Annotated in this window: 22 protein-coding genes; 14 read left to right on the top strand and 8 right to left on the bottom strand. The window is 57.3% G+C overall.

The genetic code is table 11. The features are described from left to right. Window positions 1-108 precede the first annotated feature (108 nt). The 4 genes from nadC (at window position 109) to BN873_RS03110 (ending at window position 3,081) form a co-directional block, all read left to right on the top strand. Window positions 109-939, top strand: a complete 831-nt coding sequence (gene nadC, locus BN873_RS03125; protein WP_048670520.1) for a carboxylating nicotinate-nucleotide diphosphorylase — start codon at window positions 109-111, stop codon at window positions 937-939. 102 nt (window positions 940-1,041) lie between these two features. After that, window positions 1,042-1,263, top strand: coding sequence for a hypothetical protein (locus tag BN873_RS03120; protein ID WP_048670519.1), 222 nt, complete (start codon window positions 1,042-1,044; stop codon window positions 1,261-1,263). A gap of 211 nt (window positions 1,264-1,474) precedes the next feature. Further along, window positions 1,475-1,972: a 5-(carboxyamino)imidazole ribonucleotide mutase gene (gene purE, locus BN873_RS03115; RefSeq protein ID WP_048670517.1), complete on the top strand. Its 498-nt coding sequence runs from the start codon at window positions 1,475-1,477 to the stop codon at window positions 1,970-1,972. Further along, window positions 1,969-3,081 (top strand): 5-(carboxyamino)imidazole ribonucleotide synthase, encoded by a 1,113-nt coding sequence (locus BN873_RS03110; RefSeq protein WP_048670516.1) that lies wholly within the window; start codon window positions 1,969-1,971, stop codon window positions 3,079-3,081. The genes purE and BN873_RS03110 overlap by 4 nt, the downstream gene beginning before the upstream one ends. A gap of 403 nt (window positions 3,082-3,484) precedes the next feature. Here the strand turns inward: BN873_RS03110 and BN873_RS03105 are convergent, their stop codons facing one another. From BN873_RS03105 to BN873_RS03095, 3 genes are all read right to left on the bottom strand, one after another. Then, on the bottom strand, window positions 3,485-3,871 hold the full coding sequence (locus tag BN873_RS03105) for a type II toxin-antitoxin system VapC family toxin (RefSeq protein ID WP_048670515.1): 387 nt from the start codon (window positions 3,869-3,871) through the stop codon (window positions 3,485-3,487). Beyond that, complete coding sequence (locus tag BN873_RS03100; protein WP_048670513.1) at window positions 3,868-4,107, bottom strand: type II toxin-antitoxin system Phd/YefM family antitoxin; 240 nt, start codon at window positions 4,105-4,107, stop codon at window positions 3,868-3,870. Before BN873_RS03100 ends, BN873_RS03105 begins: the two co-directional genes overlap by 4 nt. Window positions 4,108-4,573: 466 nt before the next feature. Next, a complete protein-coding gene (locus BN873_RS03095) occupies window positions 4,574-5,566 on the bottom strand; it encodes a transposase (protein WP_242434361.1) in 993 nt (330 codons plus the stop codon). Window positions 5,567-5,631: 65 nt separating this feature from the next. Between BN873_RS03095 and BN873_RS19270 the strand changes: the two genes are divergently transcribed. From BN873_RS19270 to BN873_RS03060, 8 genes are all read left to right on the top strand, one after another. Further along, window positions 5,632-5,946 carry a type II toxin-antitoxin system VapC family toxin gene (locus tag BN873_RS19270; protein WP_082161063.1) on the top strand — a complete coding sequence of 105 codons (315 nt, stop codon included), beginning with the start codon at window positions 5,632-5,634 and terminating at the stop codon, window positions 5,944-5,946. A gap of 3 nt (window positions 5,947-5,949) precedes the next feature. After that, the gene (locus BN873_RS03090) at window positions 5,950-6,180 is read left to right on the top strand and encodes a type II toxin-antitoxin system Phd/YefM family antitoxin (protein ID WP_048670509.1); all 231 of its coding nucleotides are present in this window, start codon (window positions 5,950-5,952) and stop codon (window positions 6,178-6,180) included. 349 nt (window positions 6,181-6,529) lie between these two features. Then, window positions 6,530-9,637, top strand: a complete 3,108-nt coding sequence (locus tag BN873_RS03085) for a PAS domain S-box protein (RefSeq protein ID WP_082161062.1) — start codon at window positions 6,530-6,532, stop codon at window positions 9,635-9,637. A gap of 165 nt (window positions 9,638-9,802) precedes the next feature. Next, on the top strand, window positions 9,803-10,279 hold the full coding sequence (gene ureE / locus BN873_RS03080) for an urease accessory protein UreE (RefSeq protein ID WP_082161061.1): 477 nt from the start codon (window positions 9,803-9,805) through the stop codon (window positions 10,277-10,279). Between the two features lie 176 nt (window positions 10,280-10,455). Continuing rightward, entirely contained in the window at window positions 10,456-12,177 is a 1,722-nt protein-coding gene (locus BN873_RS03075) for a cation:proton antiporter domain-containing protein (RefSeq protein ID WP_048670505.1), read from the top strand. Between the two features lie 270 nt (window positions 12,178-12,447). Beyond that, on the top strand, window positions 12,448-13,707 hold the full coding sequence (gene urtA / locus BN873_RS03070) for an urea ABC transporter substrate-binding protein (protein WP_242434365.1): 1,260 nt from the start codon (window positions 12,448-12,450) through the stop codon (window positions 13,705-13,707). Window positions 13,708-13,998: 291 nt separating this feature from the next. Continuing rightward, window positions 13,999-17,427: an EAL domain-containing protein gene (locus tag BN873_RS03065; RefSeq protein WP_048670503.1), complete on the top strand. Its 3,429-nt coding sequence runs from the start codon at window positions 13,999-14,001 to the stop codon at window positions 17,425-17,427. After that, window positions 17,424-17,918 carry a hypothetical protein gene (locus BN873_RS03060; RefSeq protein ID WP_048670501.1) on the top strand — a complete coding sequence of 165 codons (495 nt, stop codon included), beginning with the start codon at window positions 17,424-17,426 and terminating at the stop codon, window positions 17,916-17,918. Before BN873_RS03065 ends, BN873_RS03060 begins: the two co-directional genes overlap by 4 nt. Before the next feature lie 13 nt (window positions 17,919-17,931). Here BN873_RS03060 and BN873_RS03055 read toward each other — a convergent pair whose 3' ends face one another. Genes BN873_RS03055 through BN873_RS03045 form a run of 3 tightly spaced genes read right to left on the bottom strand, consistent with a single transcriptional unit; the run spans window position 17,932 to window position 23,455 of the window. Then, window positions 17,932-20,016 carry a glycosyltransferase gene (locus tag BN873_RS03055; protein WP_053085212.1) on the bottom strand — a complete coding sequence of 695 codons (2,085 nt, stop codon included), beginning with the start codon at window positions 20,014-20,016 and terminating at the stop codon, window positions 17,932-17,934. Between the two features lie 19 nt (window positions 20,017-20,035). Then, entirely contained in the window at window positions 20,036-22,093 is a 2,058-nt protein-coding gene (locus BN873_RS03050; protein WP_048670499.1) for an elongation factor G, read from the bottom strand. A gap of 18 nt (window positions 22,094-22,111) precedes the next feature. After that, a complete protein-coding gene (locus BN873_RS03045; protein ID WP_048670498.1) occupies window positions 22,112-23,455 on the bottom strand; it encodes a DUF1015 domain-containing protein in 1,344 nt (447 codons plus the stop codon). Window positions 23,456-23,652: 197 nt separating this feature from the next. Here BN873_RS03045 and BN873_RS03040 point away from each other — a divergent pair, with 197 nt between their 5' ends. Further along, window positions 23,653-24,978, top strand: a complete 1,326-nt coding sequence (locus BN873_RS03040; protein WP_048670497.1) for a hypothetical protein — start codon at window positions 23,653-23,655, stop codon at window positions 24,976-24,978. 16 nt (window positions 24,979-24,994) lie between these two features. Here the strand turns inward: BN873_RS03040 and BN873_RS03035 are convergent, their stop codons facing one another. Together BN873_RS03035 and BN873_RS03030 are read right to left on the bottom strand one after the other, a co-directional pair. Continuing rightward, window positions 24,995-25,189 (bottom strand): hypothetical protein, encoded by a 195-nt coding sequence (locus tag BN873_RS03035; RefSeq protein ID WP_048670496.1) that lies wholly within the window; start codon window positions 25,187-25,189, stop codon window positions 24,995-24,997. Window positions 25,190-25,227: 38 nt separating this feature from the next. After that, on the bottom strand, window positions 25,228-25,575 hold the full coding sequence (locus tag BN873_RS03030; protein ID WP_048670493.1) for a DUF1820 family protein: 348 nt from the start codon (window positions 25,573-25,575) through the stop codon (window positions 25,228-25,230). 209 nt (window positions 25,576-25,784) lie between these two features. On the opposite strand from BN873_RS03030, the gene BN873_RS03025 reads away from it, so the two are divergent. After that, on the top strand, window positions 25,785-26,381 hold the full coding sequence (locus BN873_RS03025; RefSeq protein ID WP_048670491.1) for an Ig-like domain-containing protein: 597 nt from the start codon (window positions 25,785-25,787) through the stop codon (window positions 26,379-26,381). Window positions 26,382-26,448 lie beyond the last annotated feature (67 nt).

Below are 26,448 nucleotides of genomic sequence, written 5' to 3'. Positions count from 1 at the left end.
AGACGGCGAAAAGAGACAGCGAAAAAGGCGCTGCCCAATCCGCATCACCCAACCTCATCTCCCGCACATGGACGGGAGCTATCCGCCAGCTTTCCGGAGAATTGAGCGATGACCGTGCCTGACCCTAACCCCAATGTGGCCCTGGCGCTGGCCGAGGATATCGGCTCCGGCGATCTGACCGCAGCGCTGATCCCGGAAGCGGCCCAGGCCGAAGCGACCGTCATCAGCCGCGAGCACGCAGTCCTGTGCGGGACTGCCTGGTTCGACGCGGTATTCCGCCAGTTGACCGCCGTCGCGACCATCGATTGGCGGGTCGCTGACGGCGACCGGATCACCCCGGATCAACTGCTGTGCGGGCTACGCGGTCCAGCCCGCGCTTTACTGAGTGGTGAACGCACCGCGCTCAATTTTTTGCAAGCGCTGTCCGGCACCGCCACCCTGGCCCGCCAGTTCGCCGATGCGGTGGCCGGTACCCGCGCCACCATCCTGGATACCCGCAAAACACTTCCCGGCCTGCGTCTGGCCCAGAAATACGCGGTTCGCTGTGGGGGCTGCCGGAATCATCGTATCGGCTTATTTGACGCCGTGTTGATTAAGGAAAACCACATCATGGCCGCCGGTTCCATTAGCGCTGCCATCGCGGCGGCTCGCCGTTTGCATCCGGGCATCACGGTGGAGGTGGAAGTCGAAAGTTTGGCGGAGTTGCAGGAAGCGCTAGCGGCCGGGCCGGATATCGTGATGCTGGATAATTTCGACCTGCAAACGATGGCCGACGCCGTGCAGTTAACCGCTGGGCGCGTCAAGTTGGAGGCGTCGGGCAATGTCAACTTAACCACCGTGCGACCGATTGCGGAAACCGGTGTGGATTTTATCTCGGTGGGTAGCTTGACCAAGGACGTGCGGGCCGTCGATCTTTCCATGCGCTTTCGCACCTTATAAGGCGAAACCCTTTTTCGCAGGGGATGTCATAAGACTTTAACCGAGCGCCTTTAGGCTAAAAGCTCGGATATAACAAGACGGTTGAATTGAGGAGAAGAACCTATGAATGCCAATCTCATGTTGGGCACCCGCCATGCGGGTTTCGGTCATCCCGTAGCCGATTATCGGGCAGCGGATTTCTTACGACAGGAAATCGCTTTTTTCGAGACTCGCTTGCAAGAGATGGGTGAAAAAGGCGATTGCGCTTACGAACATTTACTCGGTCGTGCTTACGAGACGCTCTTGCAGGAGCGGCGCGACCAGTTGGCTCAGTTGCAAGCCTAAGCACCAGCGCGCCGGTCGATCAGTCCTGATTTTGGTACCGGCGCCGCTAACCCCATCTGACGGACAATCCGCCGACAATAGCAGATCTCCACTGGCAAACCTCTGGCCGAATGGCTCCAGCAGAGGCTGCACGCTTTCCGTGAGGTGCCGCTGAGGCGTAAGCTACACGCTTTCGCAACACGACCGCTACCTCCGACTTGACACGACTCGTATGAATCCATTGGTTGGTTTAATCATGGGATCCACCTCCGACTGGGGCACACTGGAACACGCAGCGAACACCCTAGAGACGCTCGGTGTTCCGCACGAAATCCGGGTGGTCTCCGCCCATCGTACCCCCGATCTGCTGTTCGAATACGCCGCAACCGCCGAGGCGCGCGGCCTGGAAGTGATTATTGCCGGTGCGGGCGGCGCGGCTCACTTGCCGGGCATGGTAGCCGCAAAGACCCTCCTGCCGGTCCTGGGTGTACCCGTCCAATCGCAAGCGCTCAATGGCCTGGATTCATTGCTCTCCATCGTGCAGATGCCGGGCGGCATTCCGGTCGGTACGCTGGCTATTGGTAAGGCCGGAGCTATTAACGCCGCGTTGCTGGCTGCCGCACTGCTCGGCAATAAATATCCCGCCATTCGGGAAGCCGCTCGTAGCTTTCGTACTCGCCAAACCGCGCAAGTGCTCGATCAACCCGACCCCCGGAGCCTCACTCGATGAACATCGGTATCGTCGGCGGTGGTCAGTTGGCGCGGATGTTGGTTTTGGCCGGTTATTCTTTGGGATTGCAATTTCAGGTGCTTGATCCGGCGACCGATGCCTGCGTCGGACAGGTTGCGCCGCTCCTGCAAGGGGAGTACGACGACCAAAATCGGCTGAATGCGATGGCCGACTGGGCCGAGGTCGTGACCTTCGATTTTGAAAACGTGCCATCCGCTGCTGCCCGCATCCTGGAGGAAAAGGTCAAGGTTCACCCATCGAGTGGCGTGCTCTGGGCCACTCAGGATCGACTCTACGAAAAAGGGCTGTTTTGGGAGATGGATATTCCGACCCCGGTGTTCGCGACGGTCGATAGCCTGGAGGAGTTGCAGGAAGCCATCGCCAAGGTGAACTTGCCGGCGGTGCTGAAAACGCGACGCCTGGGCTACGACGGCAAGGGTCAGCAGGTGTTGCGCACCCCTGAAGATATTGAACCAGCCTGGCAGGCGTTGGGCAGCGTACCGCTGTTGCTGGAGGGTTTTATCCCATTCGAACGCGAGGTGTCGGTGTTGGCGGCGCGTGGGCGAACGGGTGAGATGGCGTTCTATCCACTGGTGGAAAATCACCATCGCGGGGGTATTTTGCGCTTGTCGCGCGCGCCGTGCCCACTGCCGGAACTCGAACAGGAAGCCTGGGATTATGCCCGCCGCCTATTGGAGCGGTTGCACTATGTTGGTTTGCTGGCGATTGAGTTTTTCGTCCATGAAGGCCGTCTGATAGCCAATGAGATGGCGCCGCGTGTCCATAACTCTGGACACTGGACGATTGAAGGGGCGGAAACCAGCCAGTTCGAAAATCATTTGCGGGCTATCGCGGGGTTGCCGCTGGGCGCTACGACGGCGCTGGGGCCGTGCGCCATGCTGAATTGTATCGGTTCGCTACCGGATCGGGCGGCCGTACTGGCGGTGCCGGGCGCACATTACCATGCTTACGGCAAAGCACCGCGACCGGGCCGCAAGGTGGGCCACTTGACGCTGCGTGCTAAGGATCACGATGCACTGGCCGAAGGATTGCGGCGCTTATTGTCGCTGGTTGGTTACTCGGTTGAGGAATTCGGTCCTATATGTTGAAGACCACTTTCTCGCTCCCACGCTGGCATGGGAATGAGTTTGACCGCTCCAGCGGTTTGGCGGGACGAAGGCTCCCACGCTGGAGCATGGGAGCCAGGCGCATCACCCGTTTCTCGTTCCCACGCTCCGGCGTGGGAATGGGGTTGACCGCTCCAGCGGTTCGACGAAGGCTCTCACTCTATCGGCGATGGAAATCCAGAAAGGCTCTAGTGGAGGTTTTCTGGCGGAGCGGGCATCGTTGCGCACGAGCACACGTTGGATTGCTCAGAAACAACGTGGTCAAGCGCTGGATCAAGGGTTAGGTGTCCAGGTTGCACCACAACAGGTCCAGGGAGTAGTGTTTGATCGCATGGAAGGAAATTGGAACCCGCTGGACATCCTTTTGGGTTCTCACCTGCTCCCGCTACAATTTCTGTACTGGTGCGGGATAGCGAGCGATTTGCTCATCGGCCGTCAGCAGTGTTATGCCCTCGACCAGCGCCTGCGCGATCAACAGCCGGTCGAAGGGGTCTTTGTGCAGTGGCGGCAGTCGATCCAGGGCAACCACATGCTCACTGCGGATCGGTAGTTCGCTATAGCCATTATCCAGCAACCCCCGGCGCAACAAGCGGGCGTCCACCTGAAAATCTGCCCGCCCCAAGCCGCTTTTAATGGCGATTTCCCACAGGCTGGCCGCGCTGAACCATAACTCATTTTCCGGTGCGTTCAACAAAGCGTGCGCCTGAGTCGATAAGCGTTGCGGATTTCCGGCGGCCCACAGCAGGACGTGGGTATCGAGCAGCCATTTCACAGGACACCACCGAACAACTGCTCTATCTCAGCATCTCCCATCCGGTCAAAATCCTCCGGCATCCGCATCTGCCCCGCCATAAATCCCAGTCGTTGCCCAGCTTCCGGTGCGGCCAGCGCCATGACTTTGACCAGCGGTTTGCCTGCTTTGGCAATGATGAACGCTTCCCCTTGGACTGCTTGTTCAACCAGACGGGAGAGATGGGTCTTGGCTTCATGGATATTGATAATCTGCATCACAGGTTCTCCACGATTAAACTAGATTTAGTAAATCTAGTTTACATTCGGTCAGGCATCCATGGCGAAACATTTTCGCCACCACTGATGAAGATGTTATCGGCCCGTCCCTTGATTTATTGGGGCTAAAAATACTTTGGCGATGTCGTGTTAGATATATCACGTTCCCTGGGCTATCCTTCTTAACATCACTGTTCACCGCCTCGGTGAGGAACAGCCCACTCCAACCCAGAGGTGATTTTGATGCGACCCTTTAGATCTCTGTATCAGCACGACTTCCAAATGGAGGCTTTACCATACATCGCCCCTGTTTGGCGGCTGTCTACCCGGGCGCCTTACCACCTATCAGTTTCTCATCACGGTGCAAGCAGGGTAGAAGGGGGGTAAGGGTTGGTGCATTTGGAGCCGTCTTTGGAGCAACCGTAGACCACGTTTAAACCAGGAGAGCATGCTGCGTCCGATTTTCTTAAAGGTCCAATGGTGGGGATCGGTCTGTTCCTGGGTTTTTTTTCGAGCGGGGCGGGTGCTGGCGGGCCTCCTCTTGCCCGGCGCGTACGCACCAGTGCATGGCGAGCGCCATGATCAACACGAGGCGATCCAAGCGATCCGGGGCCTGAAGCTGGGTGGCCTCCAATTGAAAACCACGACGTTTAACGTCAGAAAAGGTCGGTTCGATGCACCAGCGGCTCGCGTCATCGCGCACGGTCGCCTGGGTCGGTGGGCAGTTCATCGCGATGATCCAAGGGTCCTGATGGCCTGCCTCGTGCAAAATCCCCAGATGCGTCGGCACTTCATGGGCGAACAGCCGCACGTTGGGTAGGTAGCGCTGCGTAAACCCCCGCGCTAGATCGCCGGTGGTGACGATCTGGCCAAACCCAGGATCGACGCTGAGGTTACTCTTGAGGCGCAGCCGGTACTGCCAACCCTGACCGTGCAACCACTCAAACAGCGCGGTGGACGGGTAGAACCGATCCGCCAAGAGCAGCACCGCTGCCCCGTCCGGCAACCAGCCCCGCACCTGATCAAGCACCGCCTGCTGGCCGGAAAACCCGATGTTCGCCGGGCCGACCGCCACCCGCCACGCCAGCGGCAACGTCCGATCACCGACCACCACACCGAGCATCAACACCGCAAAGCGATCCCCCAGATCGGTCTGATCCAGACTCAGCACCACCGTCTGTCCGTTCCGATGGGCTTGCTCCAGGGCCTGGCGCGCCCACGGCTCCAGCAGGGTTGCACTCACCAGCAGCGGATTTTTTAACAAGCGCCGCAGCCACTGCTCGCGCATGTCTTGTCGTTGTGTCTCCAACGGCAAGACAGTGGCTAGCTCCGCCGTGTTCGGACTGCGTACCTCAATCATCGCGCCCACCGCTAAGGCCACCTTACCCACCACCGTCTTGCGAAGCCTCGGCAGCGCCGCCTTCAGCCCCCGCCCGACTTCCTCCGCCAACCTCCGCACCGTTCCCATCCGCTTCGCCTCATGCCTTAGTTCACACAGTCCAGAAGATTAGCTCAAACTGATGGGTGGTAAGGGGCAGCTATATTGTCGCCCCTACAATACTCCCCTATGAAATCGGCAACGCATTAACCGCCTTGGTTAAACGGCATCGCTTATCCCCAGAGGGGGCAAAGGTAGCTTTTCGGTCTACGCAAGCTATTCCAGTTAAACTTACTCAATTGAATGTTCAGCGATCACTGGAAATTGCGTTCCAATTTAATTTATATGCTTATGATGCTTATTTTCTTCAATGCGCCCAATCTTTCAAATGTCCTTTCATAACCTTTGATCGACGCGCAAAAGAAGTTGCAAAAGCACTCAATATTGTTGTCTTGGAGTAAATAATGAAAGTTTATAGTTACTCACAAGCTCGTCAACAGTTATCGGAGTTACTCGATTCTGCGGATAACGAGGAGGTGCTGATCCAACGTCGGGATGGATCAAGCTATCTGGTCATCCCTAAACCAGTATCTACCTCTCCCTTTGCCGTTTCGGGGATAAAGACCCAGGTTTCCACGCAGGACATTCTAGAAGCCATCGGAGAATCGAGGAAACACGGCAGCACGGTGGATTAGCCAGGTAGCGCGTCGCGGGTTAGCTCAGCGTAACCCACCTTTCAAGAAACCACCCACCAAGTCCGGGATGCCACGCAAATGGCGGATTACGGGCTGAGGCCCTAACCAGCCCTACCACCCGCAGCACCTTCCTAAAAAAGCCTCAAAGGCGCAACCCCCACAATTTTGTCAGCCAGCGAACTTGCTCTATTCCCTGGCCGCTTCATCGCGCCTAACCCCCCTCCCATCAAGTCCTACGTAGCGCGCTACAGTACCGGCCAAGGCGTTCGAACATCCGCCTTCCACGCGCTAAAATAAAACCATCCACCGCAACACACTCAATTAGGTTAAGGATGGCAAAGGATTTACGTTGAACCGACACTCAAGCGCCGACAACCAAGATGGAGACCAGGTTCTCCCGCCATTGACCCCGACCGATTTCGCCGAAATCGTGCAGATCTTCGACGAAGCGATCATCGTGGTAGACAGCACATGGCGCGTGATCTTTATCAACGAAAGCGCCGAACACCTCTTCGGCTACTATTCCACTGAAATCTTCGGTCAAGATGTCGAGCGCTTATTCGTCACTCACTCCCGCGACGAGTTGCGGCGACTCGCCACCGTCGCTGGCCGCTCGCCTCAGAAAAAGCAACACCCAGCCACCCGTTATCCTGTCGTTGCGTTGCACCGTGATGGCCAGGAATTTGCGGCCGACCTCTCGCTGGCTCCGCTGCGGCAAGCTGGGCAGGATTATGGGGTAATAACCCTACGCGCCCTCAGTGAGCGTGAGGAAACAGAACGGCAACTGCGGCTCAAAAGCGACGCGCTAGACAATTCGCTCACCGCTTTTGGCATCGTCAGCCGCCAAGGCCACCTCATCTACGCCAACCGTACCTTGCTTAGACTCTGGGGTTACGACAACCTGGCTGACATGGTCGCTACACCGGTCACCAATCATTGCATCGATCCCAACACCCTACCCAAGATCATGAGCGCGGTCGCCAAGCGAGGGCAATGCAGCGTGGAATTTACCGCCCGCCGCAAGGATGGTTCCACATTCGAAACGCTGATGGCGGTTCACGCATCACCCGGCGAGCACGGCACGCGAACCTATACCGGCACCGCCATCGATATCAGCGAGCGCAAGCAGGCAAAAGCCAACCTCGCCGCCCAGAAGGATTTGCTGGAAACCATTCTGCAACAAGCGGCCGAGGCCATCGTGGTATGCGATGCGCAGGATAACCCGATCCTGGTCAACGCCGCCGCGCGCCGCCTGGCATTGGTCAGCAGTCGGGAACACGCCGGATCAAGCCCAAAATTTCTCTGGGGCAAAGCGTATTACCCAGACGGTCATTCGATACCCCTGCAAGCGTGGCCCCTGCAACAAGCCTTGCGCGGCAACACCACCTCTGGAGCCGAGGTGCGCATGGTTCGGCCGGATGGTACTCATCACGACGTACTGATCAGTGCTGCACCGATCCGTAGTGCCGAACAACGTATCATCGGGGCCGTCGCCATTTTCTCCGACATCAGCGAACGCAAGCGAGTGGAGGAAAAATTGCTCTATCAGCTACGGCTGACCCAAGGGATCACCGATAGCGCCACCGAGTCAATTTTCGTGACCGACGCCAAGGGCATGGTGACGTTCCTCAATCCAGAAGCCAGTCGAGTGTTCGGATTCTCGCCTGAAGAGATCATTGGCCAGTCCTTGCACGAAACGATCCACAGCCGCTACCCAGACGGCCGTTTGATCCCTGCCGAGCAATGCCGCCTGGGGCGTACCTACGTGACCGGCGAAACCATCCGAGATCATCAAGACCTATTCCATCGCAAGGATGGGACAACCCTCACCATGTCCTGCTCCAGCGCGTTGCTGGAAAACAAAGGCAAGCGATTAGGCGCGGTTTTTTTCCTGCGCGACATCACCGAGCACCGCCAGAACGAAAAAGCCCTTCAAGAAAGCGCGGCGCGACTGCGTGCGATCATCAATGCCGTTCCCGACATGCTGCTGGTGTTGGACCAGGACGGCCGCCACCTGGAAATCCTTTCACAACCGCAATTACATCCTTATGCCGATCCTAACCGGCTCAAAGGACGAGCCATCAGCGACATCATCCCCGAAGTGAACGCCAAGGAAATCCGTGAGGCGATTCGCAACACCTTGTCCACCCGCCAGCCGCAAAGCTTCGAACAAGAGATGCAAACGCGCAAAGGCAAACGCAGCTTTGAAGTGCGAATCGTTCCCCTGGAGGATTTAACGCTTGATAACCCCAGTGTGGTTCTGCTAGCGCGTGATATCACCCAACACCGCCTGACCGAATCAAGCCTGCGGCACGCGCAAAAGATGGAGGCGGTGGGTCATCTGACCGGCGGGTTGGCCCATGACTTTAATAACTTGCTGGCGGTTATTCTGGGTAATTTGGAGCTGCTGGCTGAGGCACTGACCGACCCGGCGTTGACGGAGCTGGTACAGCGCGCCCTGGGTGCCGTTGAACGGGGCAGCACGCTGATCCGACGCCTGCTGACCTTCTCCCGCCAACAGCCTCTGCAACCGATTGCCGTCAACCTCAATACCCTAGTGACCGGAATCAGTGATCTGGTGAAGCGTAGCTTGGGTGAGACCATCGACGTTAAAACGGTTTTGGCCCCAAATCTGTTACCGACCTTGATTGATCCCAGTGAATTTGAATCGGCGCTGTTGAATCTGGTCGTCAACGCCCGCGATGCCATGCCCAATGGCGGCCAGCTCACGCTGGAAAGCTCTAATCGCTGGATTGACGAACCGGCATCCCAGCAGCACCTTTTTCATGTACAACCGGGGCAATATGTCACGCTGGTCGTCAGCGACACCGGCACCGGCATGTCACCAGACGTGCTGGAACACGCTTTCGAACCGTTCTTTACAACTAAGGCGGTGGGTCAAGGCAGCGGTCTGGGGCTAAGTATGGTGTATGGCCTGGTCAAACAATCGGGTGGCCACATCCATATCTACAGCGAAGTGCATCAGGGAACGTCGATCCGTATTTTTTTGCCCGCTGTCACCGGCCAGGCTGCTGGCACGTTAGCAACCGTGGAGGGCAAAACGCCTTTGCACCCTGGCCAAGGCCAAACCGTGCTGGTCGTCGAGGACGAAGTACTGGTACGGCGCTTAGCGGTCCACATGTTGCAAAGTTTGGGATACGAAACCGTCGAAGCGGCAACTGCGGCGACGGCACTGGAGGTTTTGGCAGCCACGCCACGCATCGCCATTCTGTTTACTGATGTCGTTCTGCCCGGCGGGCAAAGTGGGGTCGAGCTTGCCCAAAAGGCGCTCCAACGGCGCCCGGATTTAATCATGTTGTTCACTTCAGGTTATACCGAAACCCATCTCGCTCACTTTAGGGGCCGCCCCACCGGCAGCGGTTTCCTGAGCAAGCCTTACCGAAAAGCTGAATTGGCTGATAAGTTGCATGACCTGTTGCTCAGTCACCACCGATGATCTTCAACAAGGTGATGCTAGGCGTTAGCGGTACTCTATCAGCGAGTGCATGGTCGGCCTCTCTAAAATATCGTTCTCCAGCGGATGGGTGGCGCACTACTCATCTGTGAACTGGCGAACGTATTACCGTTGTCCTAACGCTACATCCTAACTCTGAGGTTGCCCGTGGACCCTGCAAAACCGGTCGAGCTGCAAATCATTGAGCGCCTGAGCGAAACCGTACCCGCCCAAGCGACATTGACCCTACCCTTTGCTTTACGTCAAAAAAGCCGGCTAAGGACGCGCCTGGATGGTGGCGAGGACATCGGTTTGTTTTTAACACGCAGCACGATACTGCGACACGGTGATCTCTTACGGACGACCACTGGGCGGGTCATTGAAGTCCACGCCGCACCGGAAGCGGTCTCCACCGCCCACACCGATGATTCGCTGTTGCTCGCTCGCACCGCCTATCACCTTGGCAGTCGCCATGTTGCTCTCCAAGTGGGGGCAGGCTGGTTGCGCTATCTGCACGATCCGGTGTTGGATCGGATGATGGAAGATCTTGGGTTGAGCGTGAATCGTGAGCAGGCGCCGTTCGAACCGGAGGGAGATGCTTACGGGACTGATCATTACCGACATTCACACGGACAGGCCCATTAAGCCGACCATTTTAACCCGACTGTGTTGCAGCTCTTCAGTCCGACCTTGCCGGTGGGGCCTATGCTTAGCAGGGCTTGGCACAGCGGCGCATCGACTGTCGGAGAAACCTGGGCAGGGTTGCTGCTGACCCAGCCGATAAGCCCAACCGACCTCTATCGCCCCTCGGAGCGAACGACTTGGAACCTGAATCCTTCGTTGAAGCCGCCGTCGTGCTGCTGGTGTTTACGGCCTTTGCCGTTGCCGTTTTTCGCCGTTTTGGTCTGGGTTCGGTGCTGGGCCTGCTGGTGGCGGGCATCTTGATCGGCCCCCACACTTCAGGGTTTGTCGTCACTCGAAATGTGGAAGAAGTGCGGCACTTCACTGAACTTGGGGTGGTGTTGCTACTGTTTGTCATCGGCCTGGAGATGCATCCACATCGACTCTGGTCCCTGCGGCGCTCCATGTTTGGTCTGGGCACCCTGCAAATCCTGCTGTCCGGCGGCGCGCTGACGCTTTTCATGCACCTCACTGAGCCGGATTGGGGCATCAACCTCTTGGCCGGTCTGACCCTCGCCTTATCTTCCACCGCTTTCGTCATCCAGATCCTGCAAGAACGCGGCGAAATCGCCAGCCCCCACGGCCAAACCACTTTCGCTATCCTGTTGATGCAGGATTTAGCCGTCATGCCCCTGCTCGCCGTGACGCCGCTTTTGGGCGATGCCGGCGTCATAACGAGTGATAAAGCCCTCTTCCAGCAAATTCTGATCGTGATTGCGGCCATCGGCTTGGTCGTGGCCGCCGGCTATTATGCGATTCCCCGTATCCTCGATTTTCTGGTACGCCAGAACAACCGCGAAGGCTTTTTTTTGGTCGCCTTGGCTGCGGTCTTTACCGCCGCCTGGGCCATGGAAAAAGCCGGGCTGTCCATGGCGCTGGGCGCTTTTCTCATGGGGGTAGCGCTGTCCGTTTCGCGTTACCACCTGCAAATTCAGGCTGCCATTGATCCCCACAAGGGTTTGCTGATGAGCCTTTTCTTCGTCGCCGTCGGCATGTCGGTGGATGTGGGCGCGTTGGCGGCGGCACCTTGGCTGTTTCTGAGCCAAGTCATTGCGATCATGGCAATCAAAATCGTGGTGCTGCTGGGGCTTTGTCTCGTGTTCGGCGCAACCCGCCAGACGGCGACCCGAGTTGCCTTCATCCTTTCCCAAGGCGGTGAATTCGGCTTCGTGCTGTTTGGGGCCGCCAAGGCCATGAACATCATCGACAACAACACCTTTGTGCTGTCCGTCGGCATCATCTCCTTCAGCATGTTGATCACGCCCTTGCTGGTCAAGCTGGGTGATGCCCTGACGGTGCGCATCCCCGTCGCAGCGACGCCAGGCGCTGGGGTCTTTCAGTTTTCAGTCGAAGGAACCGAGACCCGCACCCGCGCTTTAGTCGCCGGTTATGGCCGTGTGGGCCATGTTGTGGGCACCATCCTCGCCGGCAGCGGAGTCCCCTACATCGCCTTCGACTTAAGCCCAGCGCGGGTGGATGAATTCCACGCCCTGGGCCATCCCGTCTATTACGGCGATATCACCGACGCCGATTTATTAATAGCGGCCCAGATTGAGAAAATCGATCTGGTGGTGATGACCCTGGATGATCGCGAGACCGTCTTGCGTGCCATTCGTCTCATCCGCGGTTTGGCGCCCCGCACTATCATTGTGGCGCGGGCGCGGGATTTAGCCACCAGTAGCGCCCTAATCCAAGCCGGAGCCAACAGAGCCTTTCCTGAGCTGGTCGAAGCCAGTCTGCGGCTGGCCGCCGAGGCGCTGGAAAGCCTGGGTGTGGCGGGCGAGGACACCGAGCTGCTGGTTCGTGGGGTGCGCCGCACGGATTATGCCTTGGTGCGCGAGAAGGACAGCGAGGAAAGCTAGCAGTCCCGCTCATGCTATTGGGCAGCGCTGCGCTGATTCGGCGACCTATCGGTAGATTTTCACCATCGCTCAATCTTGCGCTATTGCTAGCACGATTGAGCACCAGAGTCAGTCGCTAAATCTCTTGGATTAGCAAGCACTATCTATTATCTTATTAATACAATTGAAATTTTCATTTGGCGTGATTCCTGTCACGCCTCGGCAAACCGACCAATTACGATACGAAAGTTGCCCATGATTAAAAGCAAACCCAAAGTTTTATCTTGGCTTATGACTGGGATGCTGCTATTCGCTGCCTCGCTGGCTCAAGCCGCCGATACCATTAAAATCGGGGTGCTGCACTCGCTATCCGGCACTATGGCGATCAGTGAAACCACCTTGAAAGACACCGTGCTCATGCTGATTGATGCCCAGAATAAAAAGGGCGGCCTGCTCGGCAAGCCGTTGGAAGCGGTGGTGGTCGATCCAGCCTCGAACTGGCCGCTGTTCGCCGAGAAGGCCCGCGAGCTGTTGCAAAAGGACAAGGTGGCGGTGGTATTCGGCTGCTGGACCTCGGTTTCCCGCAAAGCGGTGCTACCGGTATTCGAGGAGCTGAATGGCGTCTTGTTCTATCCGGTCCAGTACGAGGGCGAGGAGTCGTCCAAGAGCGTGTTCTATACCGGGGCGACTCCCAACCAGCAGGCCATTCCGGCGGTGGATTACCTGATGAAGGATCTGGAGGTGAAGCGCTGGGTGCTGGCCGGCACCGATTACGTCTACCCCCGCACCACCAACAAGATCCTGGAAGCTTATTTGAAGGCCAAGGGGGTCAAGGCCGAGGACATCCTGATCAACTACACGCCGTTCGGCCATTCCGACTGGCAATCCATCGTCGCCGACATCAAGAAATTCGGCTCCACCGGCAAGAAAACCGCCGTGGTCTCCACCATCAATGGCGACGCCAACGTGCCGTTTTACAAAGAATTGGGCAATCAGGGCGTGTCCGCCAAGGACATTCCGGTGGTGGCCTTCTCGGTCGGCGAGGAAGAGCTGTCCGGCATCGACACCAAGCCGCTGGTCGGCCATCTCGCCGCCTGGAACTACTTCATGAGCATCCCGGACAAGGCCAATGACGCTTTCATCAAGGACTGGCACGCCTTCATCAAGAGCGACAAGCGGGTCACCAACGACCCGATGGAAGCGCATTACATCGGCTTCAACATGTGGGTCAAGGCGGTCGAGAAAGCCAAGACCACCGACCCGAACAAGGTGATCGACGCCATGATCGGCATCGAAGCGCCCAACCTGACCGGCGGCGTCGCCAAGATGCTGCCCAACCACCACCTCACCAAACCGGTGTACATCGGCGAAATTCAGGCCGACGGCCAATTCGATGTGGTCTGGAAAACCAAGGGCTTAGTCGAGGGTGACGCTTGGTCGGATTATCTGCCCGGCAGCAAGGACATCGTCGCCGACTGGGCCGATCCCAAAATCAAGTGCGGCAACTACAACAGCGTCGCCAAGACCTGTTCCGGCCAGAGCTACAAATAAGCCGACCCTGCTTTTCGCTCCCATTCTCTGCGATCTGTGCGGCCAGAGGGATGGCCGATCTGGACGGGCAACGGGTACGGCACTATTTGCCGGTTTGAGGGCCTTTGCCACCCTTGGCAGACACGCCTTATGTTGACTTTTTTAATGGGTTTTTTAGCTTATAATTAAATAGTGGGAAGGCACCCTTCCCTTATTTGAATGCGGTTGGCTTTAGAGTATGGCTAACCGCTAGCTTAGCTAAAGAACCTATTTTTGAAGACAGCAAGATCAGCCCACCAGATCCTTTTACCCGTGCTGGCCTGCTTAGCCCTGCTCGCCGGTAGTGCGTGGCTTAATAGCGCCCAGCCCAAAGACCCATCATCCGACAACCGCTCTACCATCCCCCCTGGGCAACCAACCAAAATTACGGTGGTGGATGATCGTTCTTATCCTCCTTTCGCGTTCCTTGATGCCGAAGGCCGCCCACGCGGAATCACGATTGACCTCTGGACCCTATGGAGCAAAAAAACTGGCATCGCCGTGGAATTTTACTTGGCGGAGTGGGAAACAGCCCTGGCCGCTGTCCGCGAGGGGCGAGCCGATGTGGTCGGTGCCCTTTTTCGGACACCACAGCGGGAAGAACAATTCGATTTCACTAACCCCTATCACAATATCGCCACCAGCTTATTTTTCCATCAAGAGATCCAAGGCGTCCGCAGCATCGAAGATTTGGCCGGCTTCGTGGTCGGCGTCGTGAAAGACGATAGCGCCGAAGAGCTGCTCATCAAGCAGTATGCTAATGTCAAACGACAAACGTATCCGGGAGCCGAGGAGCTGGTGAAAGCCGCCCTGGCCGGTGACATCAAAGCCTTTATCGCCGATAGCCAGGTCGTGCGCTTTTATCTGGCAAAACTGGAAGCCGGCTCAGAGTTTCGCGAAGCGCTGACCCCCGTAGCCGTCAATGCGCTATACGCCGGCGTCAAGAAAGGCAATACGCGCCTGATGGGCTTATTGGAACAGGGCTTCCAGCAAGTATCCGCCCAAGAAAAAATCGCCATTATCGAAAATTGGACCGGCATCTCAGCATTCTCCAAAGTCCCTTGGGTCGCTCTCAGGACCCTTTTCACCCTGATCGCTGCCATCCTCTGTGTCATGGTGCTATGGAATGTGCAACTTAAGCGCAAAATCGCGCAGGCCACCAGCGTCTTGCAAAAACGCCATGAAGAGTTGCAAAACAGCGAGCGCAACTATCGGGAGATTTTCAACGCTACCCACGAAATGATCTTTCTGCACGACGCCCGCGAGGGCCGTATCCTGGACATGAACGAAGCGGCTGTGAAATCGACCGGCTATAGCAAACAAGAGCTGCTGGGGCAATCCATCGCCAAGATTACCGTGAACCCACCGGCGACCGTGGATGAATCTCCCTCCTATAGGATTAGAAAAGCCGTTACCGATGGGACTCTCGTCTTCCAATGGCTATTCCAGCGGCGTGATGGCGAAACTTTTTGGGCTGAAGTTGCCTTGAAAAGCTCCCGCATCGGTGGCGAGAATCGGGTACTGGCTGTCGTGCGTGATATCAGTATGCACAAACAAGCCGAAGCGGCACTCAAGAACAGCGAAGCCACCTTACAAAGTCTATTCAGTGCAGTACCGGTTGGCTTAGCCATCGTGCAAAACCGCCGTCTTCAAGCGGTCAACGAGCGTGTGTGCCAAATCTCGGGCTATGGCCGTGATGTCTTGCTCGGTCGTAATATGAGGTCATTCTACGAAAACGATACCGAATACCAGCGTGTTGGAGAGATGCTCTATCAGCGGCTGCCCCCTTACGGTCTCAAGTTTGTCGAGACCCGTCTACGCCATGCGAACGGCTCCTTCCGTGACATTTCCGTTTGCGCGGCACTGTTGAACCCCCAGGACCCGACCGGCCGCGTGGCCCTGACGATCCAGGATATCACCAGCCAAAAAAAGGCACAGTCAGCGCTACGAGCGAGCGAACGCCGCCTGCGAAATATCGCCAAGAATATCCCTGGTGTGGTCTATCAATTCTATGTTCGCCCGAACGGCCAAACTGGGTTTTATTACATCAGTCATCGCGCCGGCCAGTTGTTCGGTATCGGTCGCCGCTTGAATGGTGCTTTTAACCGCTTTATCAAGCATGTCGCCCCGGAACATCGCAAAGCCCTTCTGGCTTCGATTGAGCAATCCGTCACCACACAAAGCCCCTGGAGCTTTGAATGGCGCTTTATCAAACCCACCGGTGAATCACTGTGGTTTAGAGGCGCATCCAGCCCCACCAATTTCGGTGAGGAATTGATCTACAGCGGCGTCGTCCTTGATGTGACCGAGCACAAGCTGGTCGAACAGCGCATTGCACATCTGGCCTATTACGATGTGCTGACCGCGTTGCCTAATCGGGCGTTACTGACCCAGCGCGTAGAATTGGCCCTGGCGCTGGCAGCTCGCCATCAACGTCAACTGGCACTGCTCTTTTTAGATCTGGATCGCTTCAAGGATGTCAACGATTCACTGGGCCACTCGGAAGGGGACCTCTTGTTGACGCAAGTCGCTGCTCGCCTCCAGGCCCTCATTCGCGCGGAAGATACGGCGTGCCGACTGGGCGGTGACGAGTTCGCGCTCTTGTTACCGGACACCGATCAGAACGGTGCCTTACGGGTCGCCGATAAGCTATTGGAAGCGTTTCAGCAACCCTACAACGTCGCCGGTCATCGCCTGAGGACGACGGTTTCCATCGGCATCGCCCTGTATCCCCATGACGGAGCCAATGCGACTGAACTGCTCAAAAACGCGGACACCGCGCTGCACCGCGCCAAGCGGGAAGGGCGCAACGTGCGGGTGTTTTACGACCGGCAAATGAACGCTGCTACCTTTCAGCGGCTGGTGCTGGAAGGCGAGCTTCGCCAAGCCATCGCCATGGGCGAATTGCGCGCCTATTATCAACCTCAGGTCCGATTGACCGATCAGACGTTGGTCGGTGCCGAAGCGTTGATTCGCTGGCAGCATCCACAACGCGGCCTGGTTTCACCGGCTGAATTCATTCCCATCGCCGAAGCCAGCGATCTGGTGGTGGCGCTGGGCCGGTGGATGTTGGAAGCGGTCTGTCAACAACTGTACCACTGGCACCATAGCGGGCTGGTACCGCCGCCGGTGGCGGTCAACATGGCAGCGCGTCACTTTCATTCCCCCCATTTGCCAAGCGAACTGCACCAACTGCTGGAAACGTATGGATTGCCGCGGCACGCTTTGGAATTGGAACTGACCGAATCAACGCTGTTGGGTACTGAGGAAACGCCGGAGGCCGCGTTGCGAGCCATCGAACAGTTAGGAATTAAGCTGGCTGTTGACGATTTCGGCACCGGTTATTCCAATCTCGCCTATCTCAAGCGTCTTCCATTAGCGGCGTTAAAAATTGACCGTAGCTTCGTGCGCGGTCTGGCTGATGACGCTAACGACCGAATTCTGGCCGCTACGATCATCGCTCTAGGCCATCAAATGGGCCTCATCGTCGTGGCCGAAGGCGTGGAAACCGAACAGCAGCGGCAAATTCTGCTTGCGCAAGGCTGTGATTTGGCCCAGGGATTTTATTTTGACCGGCCCATGCCCGCCGAAGCATTCGCCGACCGTTGGCTACAGCAGACGGTGGGTGATCAAAACCTGCTACGCCAACGATGCTCGCCGAAGCATTCGCCGACCGTTAGCTACAGCGGCCAGCCTGAATGAATCATCGACTTCCAGCGATCCTGCTCGCTGTCGCTGTCGTGCTGCTCCTTGGGTGTCACGCACTGTGGGGCTGGGTTCCCATTCTTGATAGCGCCAATCTGGCCTTTCACGAAGCGGGACACCCCATTTTTAGCCTGCTTGCCAACCGCCTGACGGTGTATGGCGGTACGCTGATGCAACTATTGATCCCGGCTGCTTGCGCCTGGGAATGCTATCGCCGGGAACAGGTTTACGGTTTTTACGCCTGCCTGGTGTGGGTCGCGGAAAATCTGCTCAACATCGCCCGCTACATGGCCGATGCCCGCGCTCACCAACTACCATTGGTCGGCGGGTTGGATCCAGATGTCTTTCATGATTGGACTGAAATTTTGAGCCGGTGGGGCTTGTTAAACCAGGATACCGCACTTGCCTTCTTAGTGCGGGTCGGCGCCGTCGCGCTCATGGCGTGGGCGGTCTGGCAAGCATGGCAGCGCACCGAAGACCCCTTCTGAATTCGGTGACGGTTCAGCCGCCTTCGATCCGCAATGCCCGACCGAGAGCCGCACGCACCGTTTGCGGAGAGAAGTAGCGTTCGATATTGGCGTAGCCACCCTCGGATAACCGCTCCCACAAGGCAGGCTCGCGGTAAACCCGAACGATGGCGGCGACAAACTCTTCAGCACTGTCGGCGACCATAACATCGGCGCCGGGACAAAGATGCATCCCCTCAACGGCGACGCTCGTCGCGACCACCGGCACGCCGTAAGCCATGCTGGTATTGATCTTACCCTTGACGCCGGCACCGTAGCGCAGCGGTGCCACCGATAACCGACAACGGTCAAACCACTCGTCTAAGTTAGCGATATAACCGGCAAAAACCAAATCGGGCGCCGCCAGCGCAGTGAGTGCGGCCGGCGGGTCCGCTCCGATGATCGATGTAACGACCCCCGGCAGCGCAACCCGCAAGCGCGGTAGGATGTCACGGGCATAGAACTGCACAGCATCGCTATTGGGTGGATGGTTGAAACTGCCGATAAACACAATACCCGCCCGTTCTGCGAAAGACGGGCCACCACGCCGGGTTTCATGGATATTGGAAACGATCTCAATAGGCGCTTGCGGCAATTCAGCGTGCAACAGTTCGTGCTCGGCCGCGCTCACCACCAACGTGACATCCGCTGCACGGATCAACGCCAGTTCCTGCACCTTGCGGCGAGCGGCAGCGGCGGCGATACCCGTCGAATCGTGCAACGACGCCAGTCGCTGTTCGCGCAAAAAATGCAAATCCACAGTATCGAACATCACCCACGCTTGCGGTGCATGACGCCGCACCAGCGGCAGGTAACGCTCGGCGGTATCGGCGCGGCTGAGCAGTACCGCATCGTGATAGCGACCCCAATCGCGGAGGTAGTGCTCGATACTCGCAATGAAGGGGGCATAGAGCACTTCAATACCCTGTTGTTGCAGCTCCGGCCCATACGGTGGGCGATACTCCAGATTGATCGCTGCAAACGTCACTTGGTAGCCGAAGGATTGGATCAGCTCCAGACAGCGAAACAGGCGCAACGATCCCGAATCACGATCCGGCGCCGGTATGTATTTATCGATGACGAGTAGCCGTCGCGTGCTGCTGCGATCTTTTTCAAGATCCGGCTCAATACCATTGAGACGATGACCGGCCAGCGCGGATCGCCAGCGCTCGGCGAAGATCGCCTGATGGGGAATTTGAAACCGCTTGAGACCACTGCCAGCAGTGTCAGTCCCGGCAGAGATTCCCTCAAAATGGATCACCCGCAGAGCAGGCTGATACAGCACTCGATAACCCGCTTGGCGCACCCGCATCGCCAAATCGGTATCTTCGTAATAGGCTGGCGCAAACTGCGTATCGAAACCGCCCAGTTGCGCGAACAACGCGCGCGGCACCCCAATGCACGCCCCGGAACAGTAATCGACTGAACGGAGATAATTGTATTGCGGCTTTTCCGGGTCATCGAAGCGCCCGTAATTCCAGGCCGAACCATCGCGCCAAACAATACCGCCGGCCTCTTGTAGCCGGCCATCAGGGTAAATAAGACAGGCGCCCACCAAACCGGCATCGGGATAACGGCTAAACGTCCCAAGCAGCGCATCCAACCAGCCCGGCAACACGATGGTGTCATTATTAAGAAAAACCAAATAACGCCCACGCGCATGACTGGCGCCCAAGTTGCAGGCGGGCACGAAGCCCCTTTCCCCCTCGTTACGAAGGGTCCGAACACCGCGCATGGCGCTTAACATCTGTGGTGTTTCATCGCTGGATTGATCATCCACCACGATGATTTCGTAAGGCAGCCCCCCGCTCGTGTCACGCAGAGAGCGCAAGCAGGTAAACGTGTAGAGGTGTTTGCCGTGAACCGGGATCACCACAGAAACGTCCGGCCGCTCGGCTTCCGGAAAATCCAGAGGCAACCAACGCTCGGCAACGTGATAACGAGCGGGTGCGCGGATCACGTACCGATAAGGGGAATACAGCTTGTGACGAATGCGCCGCCATAACCGCAGCGGGCCTTCCTGGCGCAGGATGGCCAGCCCTACAGAGCCGTAATGGCGCCAGCGCCTCGCAGTGAGCAATATCAAGCTCCCAACCCGCTTAAGCCACATCAAACCGGTTAAACGTCATGGTGAACTGACCACGGCCATGCGTCATGCCGCGCAACTGGGTGATATAGCCCAACAAACGATCTAGCGAGCAGTCGCAATGGATAATCGTCATCTCGCCGAGCGTAGTGGTATCGCGAATCACTGCTCGGCGGGCCTGCAAATCACCCATGACCGCCCCGACATCACTTTCCGGCACCACCACTTCAGTGGCCATGATTGGCCGCAGGATCAGCCCCCCGGCCTGTGACAACGCTTTGCGCGCCGCCTCTGCCACCGCCACTCGCAACGCCTGCGGGCCAGATAACGGCCCGAACAGTTCGAGACCCAGCACACTAACTGCCACATCTTGTAACGGCGCCCCGGTCACCGGACCACTGGCCAAGGTGTCTTCAGCACCACCCAGCACTGCATCCTGTTGCGCGGCATGTAGTTCCATCCCCTCCGGCCGCATCAGCGGTTCGGCGGTTACCGTCTTGCCGGCGCCTCGCGGCAAAGGCGCCACCTCGACCCGCGCCCAGGCTTTCATCTCCAGCTTCTTGCCATCCGGTTGCTCGATTTGCCGATGGTATAGATAGTCGGCTTGCGCGGATCGTGCGATGGTCTCGCGCAGCACTACGTCAGGGCTTCCAACCCGGATATGAACATTGAATTCCCGCTGCAAGCGCTCCTCGGCAATTTGCAGGTGTAGTTCGCCCATGCCCCGCAGCACGCGCTGGCCGGTTTCCGGGTTCTCCTCAACCCGCAGGGTCGGATCTTCCTGCTGCAACTTGTCCAGGGCATCAAGCATTTTTTCTTCATCAGCGGCGGCTTGCGGCTCAATGGCTAACCCCAGCACCGGCTCGCGTGTTTCGATACGCTCTAGCCACAGAGGATGCGTCGGCGTACACAAGGTATCGCCGGTCGTCGCCCAACGCAGCCCAGCGACTAGGGCGATCTGGCCGGCAGTCACCTCATCCAGGCGCGTTTTGTGATTAGCATCGACCTCAAATAACCGTGCGACACGCTCCTGCCGCAAGCGACCGTCTGGGCCAGGGATGACCACTTCATCGCCTACCTTGAGCGTGCCTCGGTAGACCCGAACAAAGACGTGGCGGCGGCCTTCCCACAGTTGCACCTTGAACGCGAGCGCGGCCAGCGGACCATCGGTTGTCATCGCCACCCATTCCTCGCCACCATCCAAGCGGTGCGCCAAACTGGGCGGCCGTTCGGTCGGGCACGGTAACAGGTTGACGACCCCATCCAGCAGCGGCTGCACCCCTCGATTACGCAGCGCACTACCAGCGAAGCACGGGCACACCTTCCCGGCCAATGTCGCTTGACGCAAAGCAGCCCACACTGCGTCAGGGTCAGGTTCTTGCTCAGCCAGCACCTGTTCGGCCAGGGCATCGTCCATCTCCGCCGCTGCCAGCAATACGCTTTCTCGCCAGGGCCGCATCTGCCGCCATGTCACTTCATCCCAGGGAGAAACCGTGACTTGCTCACCGCGCTCCCCAGCAAAATGCAGCCGGGTCTTATCGAGTAGATGGGCCACTGCGCCCTCGTCATCGCCCAGCGGCACCGTCACTGCCACCGGTTCGACGCCCAGTCGTTCACGCACCGTGGCCAGCGCACGGGCAAAATCGGCGCCAGGCCGATCCAGCTTGTTGACGAAAAACAAGACCGGCAAGTGAAACCGGGTCCGCTGTCGCCAGATGGTCTCGGTCTGTGGTTCCACGCCGCGCACGCCATCCAAAACGATCACACAGCCGTCCAAAACCCGCATCGACCGTTCCACTTCGATGGTGAAATCAACGTGGCCGGGAGTATCGATCAATTGGATCAGGTGATCGCGCCAAGGCAGCTTGGTGACTGCGGCGGTGATGGTGATACCGTGCTCCTGCTCTTCGGCCATGTAGTCCATGTGCGCGGCACCCTCATGGACCTCACCGATTTTGTGAGAGGCGCCGGCGTAGTACAGCATCCGTTCAGTCAAGGTGGTTTTACCGGCATCGACATGTGCGGCGACACCGATATTACGCACCAAGGTGAGATTGGGGGATTTGGCCATAAGAGAGGCAGCGAAAATTCAAGGCGTAATTCGGCGACATTCGAGGTAAAAGCGTTTTTCGTCGGCCCCGCCCATCGAAAAGGTCTTGCGCGGCAACGCACCATCACGAATCACCGTCGGGAAAAAGTCGTCCTTGGCTAAGGTGGGCAGATAAAAACCGATATTGCCCGGCTGTTGGCCAAGTGCCTGAAGGGCCTCTTCGCCGTGGATGTAATCAATGCGGGCCTGCGGTTGGGTTGCCAGATAGGCATCAAGAAACACTTGTAGTGTACCGACCGGCAAGGTGTGCTTGGCCCGTTCCACTGTTAGCACACCAGCACGCCCCTCAGCCATAAACCCGATCACTTGTCGATTGGGTTGCTGGGCTTCCAGCCCGTTCTGCCGGGCGGCCTGCCATGAAGGAAACTCACGCACTGTCAATGCCGCGCGCGCTTTGGTCAGAGAATCATCCAACGCCGCCAACAGATGCGTGGGGTCAACATTGAATATCACCCGATGGATCGCTTCGAATTCCAGACCGGGATCGTGCAGATTAACCAATTCGACCAGCGCGTGACGCGCCGGATGGTTCATGATAGCCGCCGGATCGGGAGCCGCTCTCTTAAGATTTTCCCAGATAGTCTTGGCCGTTGCAAAAGAATGGTTACCATCGCCCATTGCGTACAACAAGACCGGCTCGTCTTCAACCCCATAACGGGCCGCAAAGGATTCGGGATCGGCAAGCCGGATCAATTGCTCCACAACCCACTGAATCAACAACGGATGGTAAGCTAACCAGCCGCGTGCCCGGCCACCGTCCATCATCAAAGGAAAATCATACAGACGATCTTGTGGTTCCGCGAACAGCGGTTCAATGACCAGGCGTTGCGGATCATCAATCAAGACCATGACGTGAGGCAGCTCCAGCGGTGCGTTTTCCCGGACCCGCACCCGGGGTGGCAAACGTTCCAAAATCGTGTCTTCCGTGGGTCGGATCAAGGTTTTGGCACCCGGATTGAAGTCGTAGCATTCCAGATCCAAGGCTGCGAGCAACCCTTTGCGTGACCGGCCGCGATGGGTTTGCCGCTCGACCAACACGAATCCGGGGGGTTGCGGCACCAGCACCTCCTGCGCCAAATAACGGTGCATGGTTTGCTGGATGGCCAAAATCCGTTCCGCTTCATCCGCCGCCCCCAGATAAACTTCCGGTAAAATCAACCGCAGGGTGGAAGGAGCCGAGCCGACCAGACGTTCGACCGCTTGCCAATACGCTGGCTGCGAGGTGTATTGATCGCAGGCAACCACCGCCCATTGGGTTAGGTCGGTACCTGTTCGGGGCACCAACAAAGCCGGAACCTGCAAACCGATTTGCGGGAAATTCATGAGCGGTCAATCTCGGGTTAGCATCGACGATGGCCACGATATCAGCGGCGGTTTTAGAGTGAGCCGCCCAAGCTTAACAAATTGAGTTGTCCGCTCTCCAGAAATGTTGCCGGTAGCCGACTTTATAATTTGGCGCTCCACCTAAAAAGGGGTGGTTATGACCTGCGCCTTTTCGTTGAAACCAGGAAAATTGTCTCATGCACAAATTGAAGATCGCCTTGATCGCCCTTCCTATCGCCCTCATTCTCATCGTGGGGGCGCTGTGGGCTTATTTGTGGTACAGCACCAAACAGCAGGTCGATCAAATCGTGGCGGCGGCGAAACCGTTTGCGGACATTAGCTATCGCGACATCAGCATTTCGCCTGCCGGCTCCGTGGGAGTCAACCGGGTACAAATCATCATCGATGCCCTCAACGACTCGGTGAGGATCGGCTCTATCCGCTTGCAGGCACCGAATCTCCTAGCCCTGCTTGATATCCGTCGCGAGCTGAGCGCAGGCCGCCTGCCCTCGGCACTCGCGCTCGTGCTGGAACAAGTCGAGGTGTCGCTGGATGGTGGATTGCTCGGCGCAAGCGAGTTGGCCGCCACTCAGCGCTCGTCGTTTGACAATCTCGATGCGCTAGGCTGCGGTCCAACCCACTCGTTCGGTGGCACTGAATGGCGGGAAATGGGCTATGGCAATCTGATCAGCAACATCAATATCGGCTATCGACTCAACCCAGCCCGTAATGGGATTGAGTTGCAAATCGACGGCGATACCCGAGACTGGGCCGCAGTTAACTTGACAGTCGGCTTAAACACGCCTTCGGCAGCACCTTCGATGCTGGATTTAGCGACCACCGCAACCCCCAAGCTCACCAAGTTCGCAGCCATCGTGCGCGATGACGGCTTCAACCAGCGCCGCAATGACTATTGCACCAAGAAAGCCGGCAAGACGGTCGATGCTTATATCGCGGAACATACACGGTTGCTGGTGGAACGCCTGCAAGCCAACGGCATCTATCTGGGGCCAGGGCTGACTGAGGCCTATCGGAACTACCTAGCAGTTGGCAGTCATGTCGCGCTGAATCTCTCACCGCCCGTACCTATTGATCCCCGTGAATTCCAGTTCTATAAACCTGACGATGTGATCAAATTGATGGGCTTGACGCTGAAAATCAACGAAAAACCGGTTACTGATCTCTCGATACGTTGGGACAATGAGAAAATAGCCAAGGCGTTAGCAACCAAGCCCGCACCTGAATTGGCAGCCGAAGCCGCATCGACGCCTACAGATCGCACGCCATCCAGTACCGCAGAGCCGGCGATAATCCCAAAAAGCTTTCATCCGATAGCGACAAGTGAATTGGGTAGATACATTGGAGCCACTGCAAAAGTCAAAACCGCCAATGGCGCACGCTATAACGGTAAAATAGAAGCGATAGCCGATGGGATGGTCACTATCACGATCCGCAAACCTAGCGGCACTGCGACGTTATCCTTACGGCGTAACGAAATCACCGAAGTGGACGTGCTGTATTAAAGACTTGCGCGGCTTGTCAAACCCGCACGATCCTAATGAGCAGGAGCACAAATAACACCACCAGCGCCAGCGGAATCAGGGCCGCTGGCCAATCTTTCTTGGCGACGCGACTCCGTTCAATGGCAGCCTTGACGCCAGGCTGGAACCATAGCACGACTAGGATCGCCGCGAGTCCTCCCAACAGGATTTCCCACCAGCTTGCGGGTTCCACGGTAACCTCCAAAATGCCGATGGTTCGGGGCCGTAAGATCAGTCCTTACTGCGCCCGCCGCTTGGCGGTAAGACCGGTTGCGGGAACGGTGTCACGTTATCGCAACCTTCTACCGGGCGAATTTTGCTGACCCCTTCTCGCTCAACTTCATCAATCCGCACGATATAGTGCAGCGGCACGAATGTCCGTCGGACGCCGGAAAATTCGTTTTGCAATCGTTCCTCGGCCGGATTGACCAGTACGCTGGAACGCTCACCGAAAAGCAGCTCCTCGACTTCGATGAAGCCGTAGATCTCGCCTTGATAGATCCCGCGCGCGTACAGTTCATACAGCTTGCCCTGATTGATGAAGAGGACGCGGTAGATACTCTTGGTGATTTTAGACATGATCCGGCAAGTTCCAGTCGGCGACTGCTCAATCTAACGCGATTCGATGCAGCGGGCAAATCTCCAGCGTACGGCACGGCGTCACAGTTCCATGACTGCCGTGTTCGATGTTTCCTGCGAAATAGCCAATGATTTGTTTCAATGCACGAACTATAATGATTGTCGCTTTTTCGCAATCTCATTTAACACCACACACTATGGAGAGCTGCATGAAAGCTATTTTAACAAACGCGATCCTTGCGGTCTGCCTGACATTTTTTACCCACACTGCACTCGCCCAGGCTCCCGCTGACACGATTCTGGTCATTGAGCAACCCACGATCAACAGCACCTACACAGGCGTCGCAAATCTCAGAGGTTGGGCGGTATCGATCAACGGCATTGATCACATTGAGCTTTTCGTAGATGGCACCCTGAAAAGTAATATCCCTTCCGGCTCCTTGAGAACGGATGTGGGTAGCGCTTATCCGACGTATCCCGGCTCAGATCAATCCGGTTTTTCGATGGCGTTCAACTACTCGGATCTCACGCCCGGTCAGCACACAATGCTGATTCGCGCAGTGGACACGCGCGGCAACGCTAAGGCTGAGACAATTAGCTTCTTTACCGTCCACTTCGATGTCCCTGGCAATTTCCTCACCGATCCGAACAAAGTCAGCCTAAAGTCCGCCATTGTCGGCGTGGGACCAAATGGTCGATCGATTTCCATCAAAAATCTGCAGGTCGACGGAAAACCCTACACCGTTCTTTTGGACTGGAACACAGGCTCCCAAGACTTCACCATCACGCAGCTATCCAGTCCCTGATGCTTTTTTCTCTTCTTCCCGCTCCCGCTTGTTCTTCATCTACAGCGGGAGTTGTCGCCTAAGTCGC

The organism is Candidatus Competibacter denitrificans Run_A_D11 (assembly GCF_001051235.1).
GTDB classification, from domain to species: domain Bacteria; phylum Pseudomonadota; class Gammaproteobacteria; order Competibacterales; family Competibacteraceae; genus Competibacter_A; species Competibacter_A denitrificans.
This window is presented reverse-complemented; position numbering and strand designations above follow the sequence as displayed.

Bases quoted from the DNA above. Each gene is read 5' to 3' on its own strand.
- BN873_RS03025 (WP_048670491.1), top strand. From the start codon at position 25,785: ATGAAAGCTATTTTAACAAACGCGATCCTTGCGGTCTGCCTGACATTT.
- BN873_RS03120 (WP_048670519.1), top strand. From the start codon at position 1,042: ATGAATGCCAATCTCATGTTGGGCACCCGCCATGCGGGTTTCGGTCAT.
- BN873_RS03100 (WP_048670513.1), bottom strand. From the start codon at position 4,107: ATGCAGATTATCAATATCCATGAAGCCAAGACCCATCTCTCCCGTCTG.
- nadC (WP_048670520.1), top strand. From the start codon at position 109: ATGACCGTGCCTGACCCTAACCCCAATGTGGCCCTGGCGCTGGCCGAG.
- BN873_RS03030 (WP_048670493.1), bottom strand. From the start codon at position 25,575: ATGTCTAAAATCACCAAGAGTATCTACCGCGTCCTCTTCATCAATCAG.
- BN873_RS03110 (WP_048670516.1), top strand. From the start codon at position 1,969: ATGAACATCGGTATCGTCGGCGGTGGTCAGTTGGCGCGGATGTTGGTT.
- BN873_RS03040 (WP_048670497.1), top strand. From the start codon at position 23,653: ATGCACAAATTGAAGATCGCCTTGATCGCCCTTCCTATCGCCCTCATT.
- purE (WP_048670517.1), top strand. From the start codon at position 1,475: ATGAATCCATTGGTTGGTTTAATCATGGGATCCACCTCCGACTGGGGC.
- BN873_RS03050 (WP_048670499.1), bottom strand. From the start codon at position 22,093: ATGGCCAAATCCCCCAATCTCACCTTGGTGCGTAATATCGGTGTCGCC.
- BN873_RS03090 (WP_048670509.1), top strand. From the start codon at position 5,950: ATGAAAGTTTATAGTTACTCACAAGCTCGTCAACAGTTATCGGAGTTA.
- BN873_RS03045 (WP_048670498.1), bottom strand. From the start codon at position 23,455: ATGAATTTCCCGCAAATCGGTTTGCAGGTTCCGGCTTTGTTGGTGCCC.
- urtA (WP_242434365.1), top strand. From the start codon at position 12,448: ATGACTGGGATGCTGCTATTCGCTGCCTCGCTGGCTCAAGCCGCCGAT.
- BN873_RS03060 (WP_048670501.1), top strand. From the start codon at position 17,424: ATGAATCATCGACTTCCAGCGATCCTGCTCGCTGTCGCTGTCGTGCTG.